Here is a 13,712-nt window from a genome sequence, read left to right on the forward strand (position 1 = left end):
GATGAATCAGGACAATCTGATCGAAATCCGCGACCTCAGCGTCGAGTTTGTCACCGGCGAACATCATCACCGCGTGGTGAACAACGTCAGTTTCGATATCAGGCGCGGCGAAACCCTGGCCCTCGTGGGCGAAAGCGGATCGGGCAAATCGGTGACGGCCCACTCGATCCTGCGCCTGCTGCCCTACCCGTTGGCGCGGCATCCGTCCGGCACCATCGAGTACGCCGGGCAGGACCTGCTGACGATCAAGGAAAAAACCCTGCGGCATATTCGCGGAAACCGCATCGCGATGATCTTTCAGGAACCGATGACCTCGTTGAATCCGCTGCACTCCATTGAGAAGCAGATCAACGAAGTGCTCGGCCTGCACAAGGGGCTCACCGGCAAGGTCGCCACCCGGCGCACCCTGGAACTCTTGGAACTGGTGGGCATCCCAGAGCCGCACAAACGCCTCAAGGCCCTGCCCCATGAGCTTTCGGGGGGCCAGCGCCAGCGGGTGATGATCGCCATGGCGTTGGCCAACGAGCCGGAGCTGTTGATCGCCGACGAACCGACCACCGCCCTGGACGTCACCGTACAGCTGAAGATTCTGGAACTGCTCAAGGAGCTGCAGGCACGGCTGGGCATGGCGTTGTTATTGATCAGCCATGACCTGAACCTGGTGCGGCGGATTGCCCATCGAGTGTGCGTGATGCAACAGGGCTGCATCGTTGAGCAGGCCGACTGCGAGACCTTGTTTCAGACGCCGCAGCACCCTTACACCCAGGAACTGTTGGCGGCCGAGCCCAGCGGCGGCCCGGCCGATAATGCGGTCGGGCCGCCGGTGCTGGAGGTCGATGACCTGAGAGTCTGGTTTCCGATCAAGAAGGGTTTTTTGCGCAACACCGTCGATTACGTCAAGGCGGTGGACGGCATCAATTTCAGCCTGCCCCAGGGCCAGACCCTGGGTATCGTCGGCGAAAGCGGCTCGGGCAAATCCACCCTGGGCCTGGCGATATTGCGTTTGATCGCCAGCAAGGGCGGCATTCGTTTCGAGGGCCAGCAACTCGACGCCCTCAGCCAGCAGCAGGTGCGACCGCTGCGCCGGGAAATGCAGGTGGTGTTTCAGGACCCGTTCGGCAGCCTGAGCCCGCGCATGTGCGTCAGCGAGATCGTCGGCGAAGGCTTGCGCATCCACAAGATGGGCACCCCGGCCGAACAGGAAACCGCGATTATCGCCGCGCTCAAGGAAGTCGGACTGGACCCTGAGTCCCGCCATCGCTACCCACACGAATTCTCCGGTGGCCAGCGCCAGCGCATCGCCATCGCCCGCGCCCTGGTGCTCAAGCCGCGCCTGATCCTGCTGGACGAACCGACCTCGGCGCTGGATCGCACCGTGCAACGGCAAGTGGTGGAATTGCTGCGCAACCTGCAGGCCAAGTACAACCTCACCTACCTGTTCATCAGCCACGACCTGGCGGTGGTGAAAGCGCTGAGCCATCAGTTGATGGTGGTCAAGCAGGGGCAAGTGGTGGAACAGGGCGACGCGCAGGCCATTTTTGCCGCTCCGCAGCATGCCTATACCCGGCAATTGCTGGAAGCCGCGTTCCTGGTCCCGGCCTGACGGAATGCGGTCCACTGTTTTCGATGTGCGCCCGCAGGAGTACTGCTTATGACGGCTGCAACCGCTCCATTTTTCTGGCGAGACCCCGCACTGGCGTTCATCGAGGCTCGTGCCATTGCCGACGGGCGCAAAGTCACCTACGCGCGGCACGCCCACGAGCATTTTTCCATCGGCGCGATCACCGCCGGGCGCAGCTATTACCATTACGGCGCCGAGACCTTTGAGATCAGCGCCGGCACCGTGGTGTTAATGAACCCAGGCGATGTGCACGCCTGCAATCCTATCGCCAACGAGCCGTGGTCCTACCGGATGCTGTACATCGACACGCCCTGGCTCACCGACCTGCAATACCAATTGGGTTTCAGCACCGACCAGGGTTATCGGCCGTTCAATACGCCTTATACCCGCGACCCGCTGTTGTATCGTGGCCTGCTGGCGCTGTACCGCACCCTAGTGGATGAACAGGCCGAACACCTGCAAAAGCAGAGTGCGCTGGTGAGCTACTTCAGCGATGTGCAGCAACGCCTGAACCCTTCGCCGACGCCGATGCGCGAGGTCAACCACAAGCTGGAGCGTGCGGCCGAGTACATTCGCGCGCACTGCACCCAGGCGTTGAAACTGGAAGACATCTGCCTGGCGGCGCAGCTGTCGCCGTCGTACCTGATCCGCGCATTCAAGCAGTATTACGGGCTGACGCCTCACGCGTTCCTGGTCAACCAACGTATCCAGTTTGCGCGCAACCAACTGCGCCAGGGCGAGCTGATCGCCGACGTGGCGCTTGCCGCCGGCTTCGCCGACCAGGCCCACTTCCAGCGCGCCTTCAAACAACATTTCGCCGCCACGCCAGGCCAATACCGCGACCGGCTCATGCCATCAGCAAATAACCCACACTGGCCACCAGCAACGCGGCCATTGAACGGTTAAACACCCGCACGCCGCGGGGGTTGCCCAGGTAACGGCGCAGAAAAGTGCCGGCATAAGCCCAGCACGCCACCGACAGATAGCAGATCACCAGGTAAAGCGCGGCGAATATCCAGACCTGGGCCGCATCGCCGTCTGCTACGAACAAGCCCATGCCCGCCACACACGCCAGCCAGGCCTTGGGGTTGAGCCACTGCATGATCGCGCCATAGAGCATCGATGGCGCCGTCGCACTGCCCTGGGCATCCAGGCGCCCGTCGTCCACCGCCAGTTTCCAGGCCATGTACAGCAGGAACACTACGCCGCCCCACTGGATCAGCTGGGTCAGGACCGGCCAGCGCTGCAGCACTTCGTGCAGGCCCAGGCCGATCAGCACCAGCAGCAACGTGAACCCGACCGCGGCGCCGAACACGTGCTTCTGGCTGGCGACAAACCCGAACCGTGCGCCGGAACTGAGCGCCACCACATTGACCGGGCCAGGCGTGATGGAGGTGGCGAGCGCGAAGGCGGCCATGGAAATGATCAGGCTCATGGTGGTTCCCTTTTCATGAAGGTACATAAACAGGGCATCACGATAAAAGGTGCGCGCGCGGCAGTATTGAACAAAATCACCCTTGGCCCTGGCTTCAACCGTTGATCAACGAAACATGCGCGCCCACCCCGGCGCGCACGCCCTCGCCCACCGCCAATGCCACCGAACCGGCGGCCAGGGACAGGTCACCACAGGCGAACACCCCGGTCACGGAGGTCTGGCGGGTTTCACCGGTCAACAGATAAGGACCGGAGGGACCGTCGATACGTTCACACCCCAACTGCTCGGCCAGCGGGCTGATCCGGGTGCGGGACTGGGTAAAGATGCCGTCCATCTGGATCACCCGACCGTCAACCAACTCAAGGTCCGCGTGTTCACCGCTGATGCGAGTCACCCTAGTGGGTTCCACACGCACGCCACGGCGCTCCAACTGCGCCTGCTGCTCGGCATCGGGTGTGAACACCCCATTGGTAAACAGGGTGGTGGTGCCCCAATCCGGCAGCATCAACGCGTGGTGCATCGCCAGGGCAGACGTTGCCAATACGCCGATGCGGCCTTGGTCCAGCTCATAACCGTGACAGTACGGGCAATGGAACACCCGCTTGCCCCAACGCTGCGCCAGGCCGTCGATGGCGGGCAATTCGTCGACCACGCCGGTGGCGAGGATCACCCGCAGCGCGCTGAACTCGCCGTTCGACTGAGTGCGCAAGCGCAAACCGCCCGCGTGAGCGTCGGCCTGGATCACACTGTCCTGCACCCAGCTGACGGTCGGATACGCCATTAACTGGCTGCGGCCGGCATTGGCGATAACGTCGGGCGCCTGGCCGTCCTGCCCCAGAAAACCGTGAGAAGTGGCGGCAAATCGGTTGCGCCGCTGACCCGCATCAATCACCAGTACAGTGCGCCGCGCCCGCGCCAGTTGCAGGCCTGCGGACAAGCCGGCATAGCTGCCGCCAACGATAATGACGTCGTAGATCATGAGTATGGCCTCGTGTCAGATGCACTCGGGTATCCGGATGCTTTCATGACACACCATAAGTTACATGAAAATAGAGCGTCAAGCATCTCGCAACTTTTCAGGTTACGAAGGATACTTTCGACCCATTCCACCTTGGGGCTGATCAATGAGAAACGACACGCGGCTATCGCGCATGCTGCATGTGCTGATCCACATGGGTCGCCACGACGAGCGCGCCACCTCGGAGACCATCGCACAGATGCTCGGCACCAATCCGGTGGTGGTGCGTCGCACGTTGGGGCTGCTCAAGGACAAGGGCTATGTGCGTTCGGAGAAGGGCCATCAGGGCGGCTGGACCCTGGGCAGGCCTTTAAATGAGATCACCTTGCTGGACATTCATAACGCCCTCGGCACGCCGTCGATATTTGCCATCGGGCTGTCTACCGACCACCCTGAATGCCTGGTGGAACAAGCGGTGAACGCGGCACTGACGGATGCCTTCGAACAGGCCCAGGCGCTGCTGCTGCAGCGCCTGGGCCAGGTGAGCCTGGCGCAATTGGCCGAAGACTTCGATGAGCGCTTTCGTGTGGCGATGCAGCCCTAACGCTGCGCAGGGATGCGAATCTCGCCCTGGCGGCATTGGGTCTTGACGCTGCGGGGGCAACCGGCAAAAGCCAGGTCCTTGGTCAGGCATACCCGCACTTCCGACAGCACCTTGCCTTTGCAGATCACTGCCAGCCCATGGTCGCCCATGCGTGGGTTGCTCTGGCGGAACAGCGTCTCGATCTCGCGGGCCGACAGCGATGCCGGCGTGTGGAACGGCTGAAGTTGCTCGGGAATGGACACCACGCCCAGGGCCGTGTCGGTTTTTTCCAGATACGCCAGTGGTTCAAGGCCGCTGCAGGTGCCGTGCCGGGCCCATTCATGCTTGAGCAGCGCCGCCGTGGGGAACAGCGCGGCGCCCTTGGCCAGGGCTTCACGGCTCAGTGGTTGTTGCGGTGCACAGGAGGCCGGCCAACCGCCCCGGGCAAATTGCGGCCACAGGCCGTGCAGCACGAAGCCATAGCCCTTGCCGGAGCACTGTTCGTTGTCCGGGTGCGTGAGGCAAAACGTCGGCGACCACGACAACGACAGCACATAGAAATCAAATTGCCCCGGCGTCCCTGGGTCACGCGGCGCCGCCAGGGCGCCGGTGGTCAGCGCCAGCCACATCACCATCCAGTATTTCATGCGTGTATTCCTTTGGAAAAAACCGGTGTACCGCAGTTAGCCAGGATGATTGGGGTTACGTTGCAACACCTTGTCCAGAATCCGATCGGTCTTCAGCGCCTCGATGGCCAAGGACGGATGCTCGGCTTCGCCGCGAATATGCGCGTTCATGGCCAGCACGTGATGCCATTGGATATGCGCATGGCACGGCACCTCCAGCACTTGATCGCACTCCCCTTGCAGGCGCAGCGGCTGGTCTTCGAACACCGAAAACTGAATGCGCCCGCGGCTGCCGATGAGCTCGACGCTGTCTTCGCGACGGTCGGCGACAAAGTTCCAGCAGCCCATGCCCAGGGCGCCCGAACTGAAGGTCCAGCAGGCCGTCACTGCATCTTCGGCCGCGTAGCGCCCGGCCTGGCGCGCAGTGAAGCCCGACACTTCGACGATGTCCCCGGCCAGGTACTGAAATAAATCGAAGCCATGGCTGGCCAGGTCGGCGAAGTAGCCACCGCCGGCAATCGCCGGATCGGTACGCCAGTTGGCGGCACTGCCATCCTCGGCGCCCGGCGGTTTGCACAGGGTCCAGGTCAAGTGGCGCAGTTCCCCAATGCGCCCCTCGCGCAGCCACTCGCGTACTTGCTGGAAACGCGGCAGCGAACGCCGGTAGTAGGAGACGAACAGGTGCAGGCCGGCACGCTCGAACGTGCGCTGCATCAGCGCACTCTGTTCGGCGTTCAGCGCCATGGGCTTTTCAACGCAGCAATGCTTGCCGGCCGCGGCCACCATCAGGCTGTATTCGAGATGGCTGTCGGGCGGTGTGGCGATGTACACCGCGTCCACTTCAGGGTCGTCGATCAGTGCCTGGGCGTCGGTATAGAAACGGGCGATGCCGTGGCGTGCCGCATAATCGCGCACCGCCTCCTCGCGACGCCCCATCACCGCCACCAGGGCCGAACCTGGCGCTTTATAGAATGCGGGTCCACTCTTTACTTCAGTGACACTGCCACAGCCGATCATGCCCCAGCGTACGGTACTCATCTGTTTACCTCGTGCTTTTGGATCAATCGGGCAGTATCCACATACCCGCGGCCACGCGCCATAACCACTTAGCATGACAATTGCATTACACTTTTGTGACAGTCATCACCTGAAGGGCACAGACGATGAAAATCAGGGCTACGGTCATTTGCGAACATGAGGGGCATATCCTCTTTGTGCGCAAGGCCCGATCGAAATGGGCGTTGCCCGGTGGCAAGGTCGAACGCGACGAACGTCCAGTGGGCGCGGCTGCACGTGAGCTGGAAGAAGAAACCGGATTGAGCGTGGACGGTTTGCTGTACCTGCAGGAACTCAAGGCCCGCGACACCGTGCATCACGTGTTCGAAGCCTCCGTGGTGAACATCGAAGAGGCCCGTCCACGCAATGAGATCGTCGATTGCCATTGGCATGCCTATACCGCCATGGATCAGCTGGACACCACCGACGCCACTCGCCACATCGTCAAATCCTTTGTGCGCCGCCTGTAAATCAGAGCTGGGTCAGCGTGGTTGACTGGGTACAGCGCGCGGCGTTTGCCGAAGATCAAGTTTGACGCCAAGGTTAAATCCCAGGCAAAAAAAATCCCAAGTAGCTGATGGAAACTTGGGATTTAAAAATGCATAAACCGTGGGAGGTGAACGCGAGGCTATGTTAACCGCAGTAAAAAGCTGTAACAAGATTACCGGAGTCCTTTCGTCGGAATAAAAGCGCTGTAAGTCCTTCAATAACCACATCTTTTTTAGGGCAACAGAACATCCAGATGCCACTTTTTGGTGCAACTAACAGTATTAGTCCTTAAATAACCAAGGGTTATTACTTATAACTGCGGCGTACTTTTCTGCGATTGTTCGCTTAATTGCTCACATGTATCGCGCACATCCAGGCTGCCGTTCGCAGTCACACTGGCGACCCGCGCCACTTGCTGGCACAGCGCCAGACGCTCGGCAGCCATCGCTCGCTCGCGATCAGCCTGGGCATTGATATGCATGAAATAGGCGCCAAGCATCAGTGCAATGCCGACCACGGCGGCTATCAGGTAGCGCAGGCTGTTGGATGAAGGGTGATGTGGCTGCTGCATGACCGCTGGCGCCCTGCTCAATTGGCAATTACGGGCGCAATTGTATGCAAATGCAAACACAGGGTTTGTGGGGGATTTGTAATCCCGCGCACGCAGCGCCGCTCGCTTACTTGCGCGCCACCTTATAACGCACACAGTCCTGATAAAAACTCTGGCGAATGGCCTCAGGTTTGAGCCGTGACCGGCTGTCATACGTCTGTTCGGTAATCCCCATGGCCATCATGCGCATCCAGGACTTGCTGAACTTGATGGTCTGGATCTTCTGCCGGGCGGCATACAACGACACACCCGACAGCTTCAACTCTTGAGCCCTGGCGGCCGTGCCCGCACCCCAGCTGCACATGTACTTGTCCCCTTCGCGCAACTCCCGCGCCTGCACCGCAGCCGCACCGCCCGCCAGGGAGCAAGCAATCAGCATGATTCCAACATTGCGCATTTGCATCCCCGCCTAACCACCTGAAAATAAACGCGATTCTGGCGAGGATTTTGTTACAAAGGGGCCATTAAAATGCCTTATTGGGTTATGCGGTCACGGCCTCAATTCACATCGAATTACAAGGGAGCAAGCGCTCTGATCACGGCCTCGGCGCCGTACCAGCGCTGTATAGACGTCTGTGTGCTTCACACCCACGCCACCACCAGCAACCCTACCCCCAGCACCAGGCACAGCGGCGAGTACAGGTATGTATCCCATCGAGCAAACGTCGATCCACTGACTTTCTTGAAAAAACCCACCAGCTCCGAATCGCCAATCGCCCTGGCAAACATCAGTACGGCAATGACACTGATACCCCATTGCAGCGCACGGTGGGAAACCGGGGAAAAGTACAGGCCGGCGCGCAGGCAGACGAGCAAGGCAATCGCCACCAGCCCCATTGCGACCAGAAAGGTGCCCAGGGCCGAAGGCTTGAATGCCGGGCGCGGACCGCTGGCGAATTCGCCGGGCAGTTGGGGGATGGCGGCGAGGCTGCCAAGCTTGCCGCCGGCGGCCCAATACAAATGCACCACGCTGATACCGGTGAATATGCCGACGATCCACCGTGCAATCACCAAGCTCATGACGGGCTCTCCATGAAAAGATGCGCAAGAGAATAGCCGCCCTGGCTTTTTTTGCCGGTATTTCGTCGCACAGCAACCCGTTGCCTACTTCAGGCTGGCCTCGACCTTCTGCGCCACATCCTCGGTCAGCCAGGCTTTCCATACCTCGGGATGGTCCTTGAGAAACGCCTGGGCAACCTCCCTTGGCGGGGTGTGATTTTCGCTCATGGTCGCCAAGGCTTTGTTCAGCGGCTCAATGGGAAATTCGACCTTCTGGAAAAAATCGGCGATCTGCGGGTGGTCTTTCTGGAACGGCGTCGACACGCCGATACTCAACTTCGACGCCAGCGAGCGGGTCGGTTTCGGATTGGGGTTATCCGCATCCGTCAGCGTCTTCCAGGCCTCGGCATCGAACGGTGGTTCTTCCAGCTGAATCAGTTTGTAGCGCCCCATCAAGGGCGTCGGCGACCAGTAGTAGAACAGCACTGGCTTGCCGCGGCGGATCGATGAAGCAATTTCCGCATCCAGCGCCGCGCCCGAGCCGCTGCGGAAGTTCACATAGCTGTCGTCCAGGCCATAAGCTTTGAGTTTCTGCTTGTTGACCACTTCCGAGGTCCAGCCGATGGGGCTGTTGAGAAAGCGCCCCTTGCCGGGCGATTCCGGGTCTTTGAACACGTCTTTGTAGCGCGCCAGGTCATTGACGCTCTTGAGGTCCGGCGCCAGCGGCTTGATGCCTTTGGCGGGGTCGCCCTTGACCACGTACTCCGGCACCCACCAGCCTTCGGTCGCGCCCTTGACGGTATCGCCCAGCCCCGCCACCTTGCCTTCGGCCTCGGCTTTGACCCACACGGGGCTGCGGCCGGCCCACTCTTCGCCGATCACCTGGATGTCATTCTTCGCCAGTGCGGTTTCCAGGGTAATGGTCGTGCCTGGCAGGGTGTCGGTGGGCAAGTCGTAGCCCTTCTCGACGATAAACCGCAGCACTTCGGTAATCAGGCTGCCGCTTTCCCAATTCAGGTCGGCAAAATGCACCGGGGCCTGCGCGGCGCAAACCGGCAAGGAGGCCATCGACAGACTCAGGCTCGTCAGTGACGCCGCCAACAGGGTTCTCAAACCTTTCATGCCTACCTCGCGTTACTGCAGCCATAGCGGATGGCTTTGCTGCGAACGCGCGAAGCCCCTGAATAGTTAAGTCAACTCAACTGTAGTAGAGGTTCCGAAAGACACCGCAAGGGGGTGTTATAAATGCGTTACTCACTGGCCTTGAACGTCACCAGCTCACCCTTGCGCCACTTGGCGGCCTTGGCGGTCACGGCCTTGAGGGTCTTGGTCAGGCCTTCCTGCAATTGTTCATGGGCGGCGAACACCAGCATGACGCTATGGCCTTCCTTGAATAGGATGCCCTCGCCTTCGGCCGAAGAAACAAAGGCGTAATCGCCCAGGCCATATACCGTTAACTTGATATCGCGAAACTTCAATTCAAACTTGCCACCTTCACGACTGGGCAATACAGCCGCTCGAAAATGGTCGCCTACCTTAAGTTCCAGATGCTGCTTGTCATCCACCACCATCGCCGTTTCAGTATCGATTTCGGCGATGTAGATACCTTCAGGCGTCTGCTCGGTGACGTAAACAAAACGGGACTGGAACTGTTTGACCAACTTTGCGCGTAAATCACCCAGCACGAACAGTGCGTGCATATCCAGATTACTGACTGCCAAGGAAAAGCCCCCACATCAAAAAAAGTGCTGTCCGCAAAAACGGGCAGCACACAAAACGGCCGTAACGGCTCGATGACACAACCTATTCGTTGAAAACCCGAAGAAACATCCTGCCGCGCCGTCGGTGCAGGCGCACATCGATCGACCTGATGCCAGGTCAACGGCGTTCACAGGAAATCACAGGTTCAGTGACCGGAGAATACCGGTCGCGCCTCTTCAGAGAAAAACCCGATGGAAAACGTCGTTTTCCGACACTCAACACTTAACAAAATACCTCGGCATGGAACCGAGTGTCGACCGACAACAACAATCATACTAAAGCAGCCACATAGGGCCAAACCACTCTGCAACGCTGCCGTTCAATTCATAAGACTGATCGAAAGGAGCTGACCATGCAACGCAGTCATGACCCCGCTACGTCTTTCAATACGCGTTCAGCATGTACCGACGCGCGCCAATATTACTGTGTGCAGAGCCTGAATGGGTACTCCAATTCCGTTCTTTACCAAGTGGTGCCGGCCGGAAGAGATTTCTTTCATATCATGGAAGTCACCAGTGGCCGGATTCGAGGCTTTCGCAGCGGCCACGGCAAGGCCTGCGAACTGGCCAAGCAACTGGAAGCCATGCTGTATGACGGGATCGTTTCGTCACCTGGCTGACTTTACCGCGCCGTTGCCCTCCAACTACTGCCATACTGGCCCGTCCATTGAAGTTTGCCCCCCTGTGCGGGTCAGGTTTCATCAGTGCAGTTGAATACCTCGAAGGGAAGGCTATACGTGACGGAATTTGATATCGGCGAATTTTTTATTCGCGGCGAAGCCAGGGAAGTAGACGGGGAATTTCAAGCAGTGATCGTGATGCGCGCCAAACCACCTTCAAGTGCGATGAGCACCCACCAGGTAGAAAAAGACCGCTGGTTCAAGACCGAGGAAGCGGCCGCCCATGCTGCCAGAGAGTCGGCCCAGGCCCTCAAGACCGCCGTGGATGCAGGCGCGCTGACCTCCTGACAAACTAATTCGAACTCTGCATTGCCAGAAGTCTCCCATGCATAACGCCCCTCAGCCCGCATGGAGATATTCGATGGACACCACGACCCCAACCCTGGAAACCCTGTTCGATCAACTCGGCCTGGACTCGTCCCAGGAAGCGATCGAGCAGTTCACCGCCGCTCACCGTCTGCCGGACGACGTGAAATTGATCGATGCGCCGTTCTGGAGCGAGCAACAAGCGAGCTTTCTCAAGGAGCAATTACACGTCGACGCCGAATGGGCGCCGGCGGTGGATGACCTGAACGCTCTGTTGCATGAGCCCGCCAAGGCGTGATGCGAGCGACAGTCGCGTCTAACCTCAGCGCTTGGCACTTTCCGGTTTATAACCCAGGCGCAAACCGCCCCAATGCCGGCCGTTGACCATGATCGGTACCGACAGATCATGCATCAGCTCGCCGGTATCGCGGGTGTAGGTCTGCAGTAACACCGCCTGCTGATGACTGCCGCAGCGAATCCCCGTGCGGTCGTCGAATTTGCGCTTGGTGCGGTTCTGTACCGCATCCACTTGCGCATCCCCGGTCAACGGCTGGGAAAACGCCGCGTTATGGGTGGGCACATAGCCCTGCGGCGTGCAGGCAATGGCAAACACCAACCCTTCGTGACGCGGCAACAGTGCCTCCTGGATCGGTGGCAGCACTTTGTCGGTATAGCCGTCGAAGCGGGTGTGGTACTTGCTCGGGCTGGTGTTGGGAATCGGGGTGTAAGTACGGTCGAACAGGTCATCCAGGCTGATACGGTTCTGCTGCACGTCCGCTTCGAACTGCGCGCCTATGCGGCTCGCGCCTTCACGCGCCAGGTCATAGACCCGCTGGTGATAATCATCAAGCCCCACCGCCGCGAGACGTTCGCTGATGATTTCGGCCTGCCCTTCCATCTGCACGGCGGCTTCGGCCAACTGGCGGGTCTGCGCATCGCTGACGCTTAAATCGCTGCGCATCTGTTCGACGGCATGGAACAGGCTGTCGAGCTGGGCCTGGTTGGTGTCGGTGCCCTGGGCGATCTGGTTGACCTGGCCTTCCACATCCGCCGCCAGGCTGGCAATGTTGTCCAATTGCTCCCCCGCGTGTTCCACCTGCTCGACACCGGTGTGCAGATCTGCCGACAATTGGCGGATCTGCTCCACCACCTGGGCCGTGCGCTGCTGGATATCCGCCACCATCACCCCGACCTCATCGGTGGCCGTGGCTGTACGCCCGGCCAGGCCGCGCACTTCGTCGGCCACCACCGCGAACCCGCGCCCATGTTCGCCGGCCCGCGCCGCCTCGATGGCGGCATTGAGCGCCAACAGGTTGGTCTGGCTGGCGATGGACTGAATCACCAGGGTCACCCGTTGGATTTCCTCACTGCGCTGGCTCAAGGCTTCGATCAGCTCGCGGCTGGCATTGGCGCGCTGGCTCAGCTGACGCATGCGGGTGATCGATTGCACCAGCACTTCCCGGCCTTCGGTACTGCGTTGATGGGCCTGGCTGGCGGCACCCAGGGCCTGCCGGCTGAGTTGGGACGTGACCTGCTCGGTGCTGATCATGACTTCAGCATTGCCGACAATCTGCTTGGCCGCCGTCAATTGGGATTGCAGGCGCGCCGCCAGTTGCTTGACCGAATAGGCCACGCCGGCCGCGGACAGCGCGTTATGGCTGGTGGTATAGGACAGGTCGCGGGTGAGTTCGCCAATCGCATCGGCGTTAGAGGCAGCGACAGTGTCCGGCGCGCGCGCCTTCAAACGGGGCAGCCAGACCACCAGCAGCGCCAGCGTCAGGCACAGGTAGATCGGCAGATTGGCAAACGCCAGGCCCAGCAGCACCAGCACCAGAGCGGTGCTCTGCAACAGCGGCGTCAACCAGCCGGGCAAGCGGCGCGCCACTGCGTGTGGCGGCACTGCTGCGCCCATCAGAGATCCGTCCCCAGCCATTTCGTCACCCCACTGTTTGTCTTTATTGTCACGGCATTAAACGCCACTATCGGGCCATTATCCATGGGCCTTTAGTGGGGTGCCGTGCAGTAGATCAATAGTAGACGGGGTGTAGCGGGTCTTCCTCCAGGGAACCGTAGGAACGGTTCCCCGGCTTCACCGCATCAGGCTTGGCGCTGATGCTTGTCGATCTGCTCGTGGCGCTCTTGCGCTTCTATGCAGTACTTGGTGGTCGGGCTGATCAGCAGGCGCTTGAGGCCGATAGGCTCGCCGCTGTCATCGCACCAGCCGAAGGAATCTTCCTTGATGCGTTCCAGGGCACGCTCAAGCTGCGGCAGCATGCGCTGGTCGCGGTCGATGGCGTTGACCAGCCAGGTGCGCTCTTCTTCCACGGAAGCAGCGTCGGCCGGGTCAGCCGGGGTGTCCAGGCTTTCAATGGCGATACGGTTCTGTTCAATGCGCTCGTGGTGTTCCACTTTCATGTCTTGCAGCAACTTCTCGAAAAAAGCGTGCTGTTCGGCATTCATGTAGTCATCCGCCGGCATGGCCAGCAACTTTTCCTTTGTCATTGATTTCTCTATAAAAAATACGTGCATTAAGGCGAATAAGGGAGCGTTCCGGCCGACCTGTGCAGGTCTCGGAAGGGCGCCGTCCAT

The 13,712-nt window shown here is 60.1% G+C and carries 17 protein-coding genes; 6 read left to right on the forward strand and 11 right to left on the reverse strand.

Annotated features, from left to right (window positions below; translation table 11 throughout):
* The first annotated feature begins 1 nt into the window (after position 1).
* Together QRN10_RS10170 and QRN10_RS10175 are read left to right on the forward strand one after the other, a co-directional pair.
* A complete protein-coding gene (locus tag QRN10_RS10170) occupies positions 2 to 1,603 on the forward strand; it encodes an ABC transporter ATP-binding protein (protein ID WP_285428333.1) in 1,602 nt (533 codons plus the stop codon).
* A gap of 48 nt (positions 1,604 to 1,651) precedes the next feature.
* Positions 1,652 to 2,527, forward strand: a complete 876-nt coding sequence (locus QRN10_RS10175) for an AraC family transcriptional regulator (RefSeq protein ID WP_253506914.1) — start codon at positions 1,652 to 1,654, stop codon at positions 2,525 to 2,527.
* Here QRN10_RS10175 and QRN10_RS10180 read toward each other — a convergent pair.
* Positions 2,469 to 3,056 carry a LysE family translocator gene (locus QRN10_RS10180; protein ID WP_181077174.1) on the reverse strand — a complete coding sequence of 196 codons (588 nt, stop codon included), beginning with the start codon at positions 3,054 to 3,056 and terminating at the stop codon, positions 2,469 to 2,471. The genes QRN10_RS10175 and QRN10_RS10180 overlap by 59 nt on opposite strands.
* Before the next feature lie 94 nt (positions 3,057 to 3,150).
* A complete protein-coding gene (locus tag QRN10_RS10185; RefSeq protein ID WP_285428334.1) occupies positions 3,151 to 4,035 on the reverse strand; it encodes an NAD(P)/FAD-dependent oxidoreductase in 885 nt (294 codons plus the stop codon).
* 145 nt (positions 4,036 to 4,180) lie between these two features.
* Here QRN10_RS10185 and QRN10_RS10190 point away from each other — a divergent pair, with 145 nt between their 5' ends.
* Positions 4,181 to 4,618 (forward strand): Rrf2 family transcriptional regulator, encoded by a 438-nt coding sequence (locus tag QRN10_RS10190; protein ID WP_253506906.1) that lies wholly within the window; start codon positions 4,181 to 4,183, stop codon positions 4,616 to 4,618.
* On the opposite strand, the gene QRN10_RS10195 is transcribed toward QRN10_RS10190, so the two are convergent.
* Together QRN10_RS10195 and QRN10_RS10200 are read right to left on the reverse strand one after the other, a co-directional pair.
* On the reverse strand, positions 4,615 to 5,244 hold the full coding sequence (locus QRN10_RS10195) for a ribonuclease T2 family protein (RefSeq protein WP_285428335.1): 630 nt from the start codon (positions 5,242 to 5,244) through the stop codon (positions 4,615 to 4,617). The two genes, QRN10_RS10190 and QRN10_RS10195, sit on opposite strands and share 4 nt — an antisense overlap.
* A 36-nt stretch (positions 5,245 to 5,280) precedes the next feature.
* A complete protein-coding gene (locus QRN10_RS10200; protein ID WP_253506901.1) occupies positions 5,281 to 6,261 on the reverse strand; it encodes a Gfo/Idh/MocA family protein in 981 nt (326 codons plus the stop codon).
* Between the two features lie 125 nt (positions 6,262 to 6,386).
* Between QRN10_RS10200 and QRN10_RS10205 the strand changes: the two genes are divergently transcribed.
* The gene (locus QRN10_RS10205; protein WP_181077164.1) at positions 6,387 to 6,749 is read left to right on the forward strand and encodes an NUDIX hydrolase; all 363 of its coding nucleotides are present in this window, start codon (positions 6,387 to 6,389) and stop codon (positions 6,747 to 6,749) included.
* A 329-nt stretch (positions 6,750 to 7,078) separates the two neighbouring features.
* Here the strand turns inward: QRN10_RS10205 and QRN10_RS10210 are convergent, their stop codons facing one another.
* The 5 genes from QRN10_RS10210 to QRN10_RS10230 all read right to left on the reverse strand — a co-directional run bounded on the left by QRN10_RS10210 (position 7,079) and on the right by QRN10_RS10230 (position 10,077).
* On the reverse strand, positions 7,079 to 7,339 hold the full coding sequence (locus QRN10_RS10210) for a hypothetical protein (RefSeq protein WP_253506898.1): 261 nt from the start codon (positions 7,337 to 7,339) through the stop codon (positions 7,079 to 7,081).
* 106 nt (positions 7,340 to 7,445) lie between these two features.
* Positions 7,446 to 7,775, reverse strand: a complete 330-nt coding sequence (locus QRN10_RS10215) for a hypothetical protein (RefSeq protein ID WP_181077158.1) — start codon at positions 7,773 to 7,775, stop codon at positions 7,446 to 7,448.
* A 185-nt stretch (positions 7,776 to 7,960) separates the two neighbouring features.
* Positions 7,961 to 8,398 carry a DUF3995 domain-containing protein gene (locus QRN10_RS10220; protein WP_253506895.1) on the reverse strand — a complete coding sequence of 146 codons (438 nt, stop codon included), beginning with the start codon at positions 8,396 to 8,398 and terminating at the stop codon, positions 7,961 to 7,963.
* Positions 8,399 to 8,482: 84 nt separating this feature from the next.
* Positions 8,483 to 9,499, reverse strand: a complete 1,017-nt coding sequence (locus QRN10_RS10225; RefSeq protein WP_285428336.1) for an ABC transporter substrate-binding protein — start codon at positions 9,497 to 9,499, stop codon at positions 8,483 to 8,485.
* Between the two features lie 128 nt (positions 9,500 to 9,627).
* On the reverse strand, positions 9,628 to 10,077 hold the full coding sequence (locus QRN10_RS10230; RefSeq protein ID WP_253511822.1) for a hypothetical protein: 450 nt from the start codon (positions 10,075 to 10,077) through the stop codon (positions 9,628 to 9,630).
* 797 nt (positions 10,078 to 10,874) lie between these two features.
* On the opposite strand from QRN10_RS10230, the gene QRN10_RS10235 reads away from it, so the two are divergent.
* A complete protein-coding gene (locus tag QRN10_RS10235) occupies positions 10,875 to 11,105 on the forward strand; it encodes a hypothetical protein (RefSeq protein WP_181077150.1) in 231 nt (76 codons plus the stop codon).
* Positions 11,106 to 11,178: 73 nt separating this feature from the next.
* Positions 11,179 to 11,421, forward strand: coding sequence for a DUF2789 domain-containing protein (locus QRN10_RS10240; protein ID WP_181077149.1), 243 nt, complete (start codon positions 11,179 to 11,181; stop codon positions 11,419 to 11,421).
* 24 nt (positions 11,422 to 11,445) lie between these two features.
* Here QRN10_RS10240 and QRN10_RS10245 read toward each other — a convergent pair whose 3' ends face one another.
* Together QRN10_RS10245 and QRN10_RS10250 are read right to left on the reverse strand one after the other, a co-directional pair.
* On the reverse strand, positions 11,446 to 13,056 hold the full coding sequence (locus tag QRN10_RS10245; protein WP_502941391.1) for a methyl-accepting chemotaxis protein: 1,611 nt from the start codon (positions 13,054 to 13,056) through the stop codon (positions 11,446 to 11,448).
* A 164-nt stretch (positions 13,057 to 13,220) separates the two neighbouring features.
* Positions 13,221 to 13,625, reverse strand: coding sequence for a TraR/DksA family transcriptional regulator (locus QRN10_RS10250; RefSeq protein WP_003191666.1), 405 nt, complete (start codon positions 13,623 to 13,625; stop codon positions 13,221 to 13,223).
* Between the last annotated feature and the right edge of the window lie 87 nt (positions 13,626 to 13,712).

Source organism: Pseudomonas sp. lyk4-R2A-8 (assembly GCF_030209095.1).
Taxonomy (GTDB): Bacteria; Pseudomonadota; Gammaproteobacteria; order Pseudomonadales; family Pseudomonadaceae; genus Aquipseudomonas; species Aquipseudomonas quebecensis.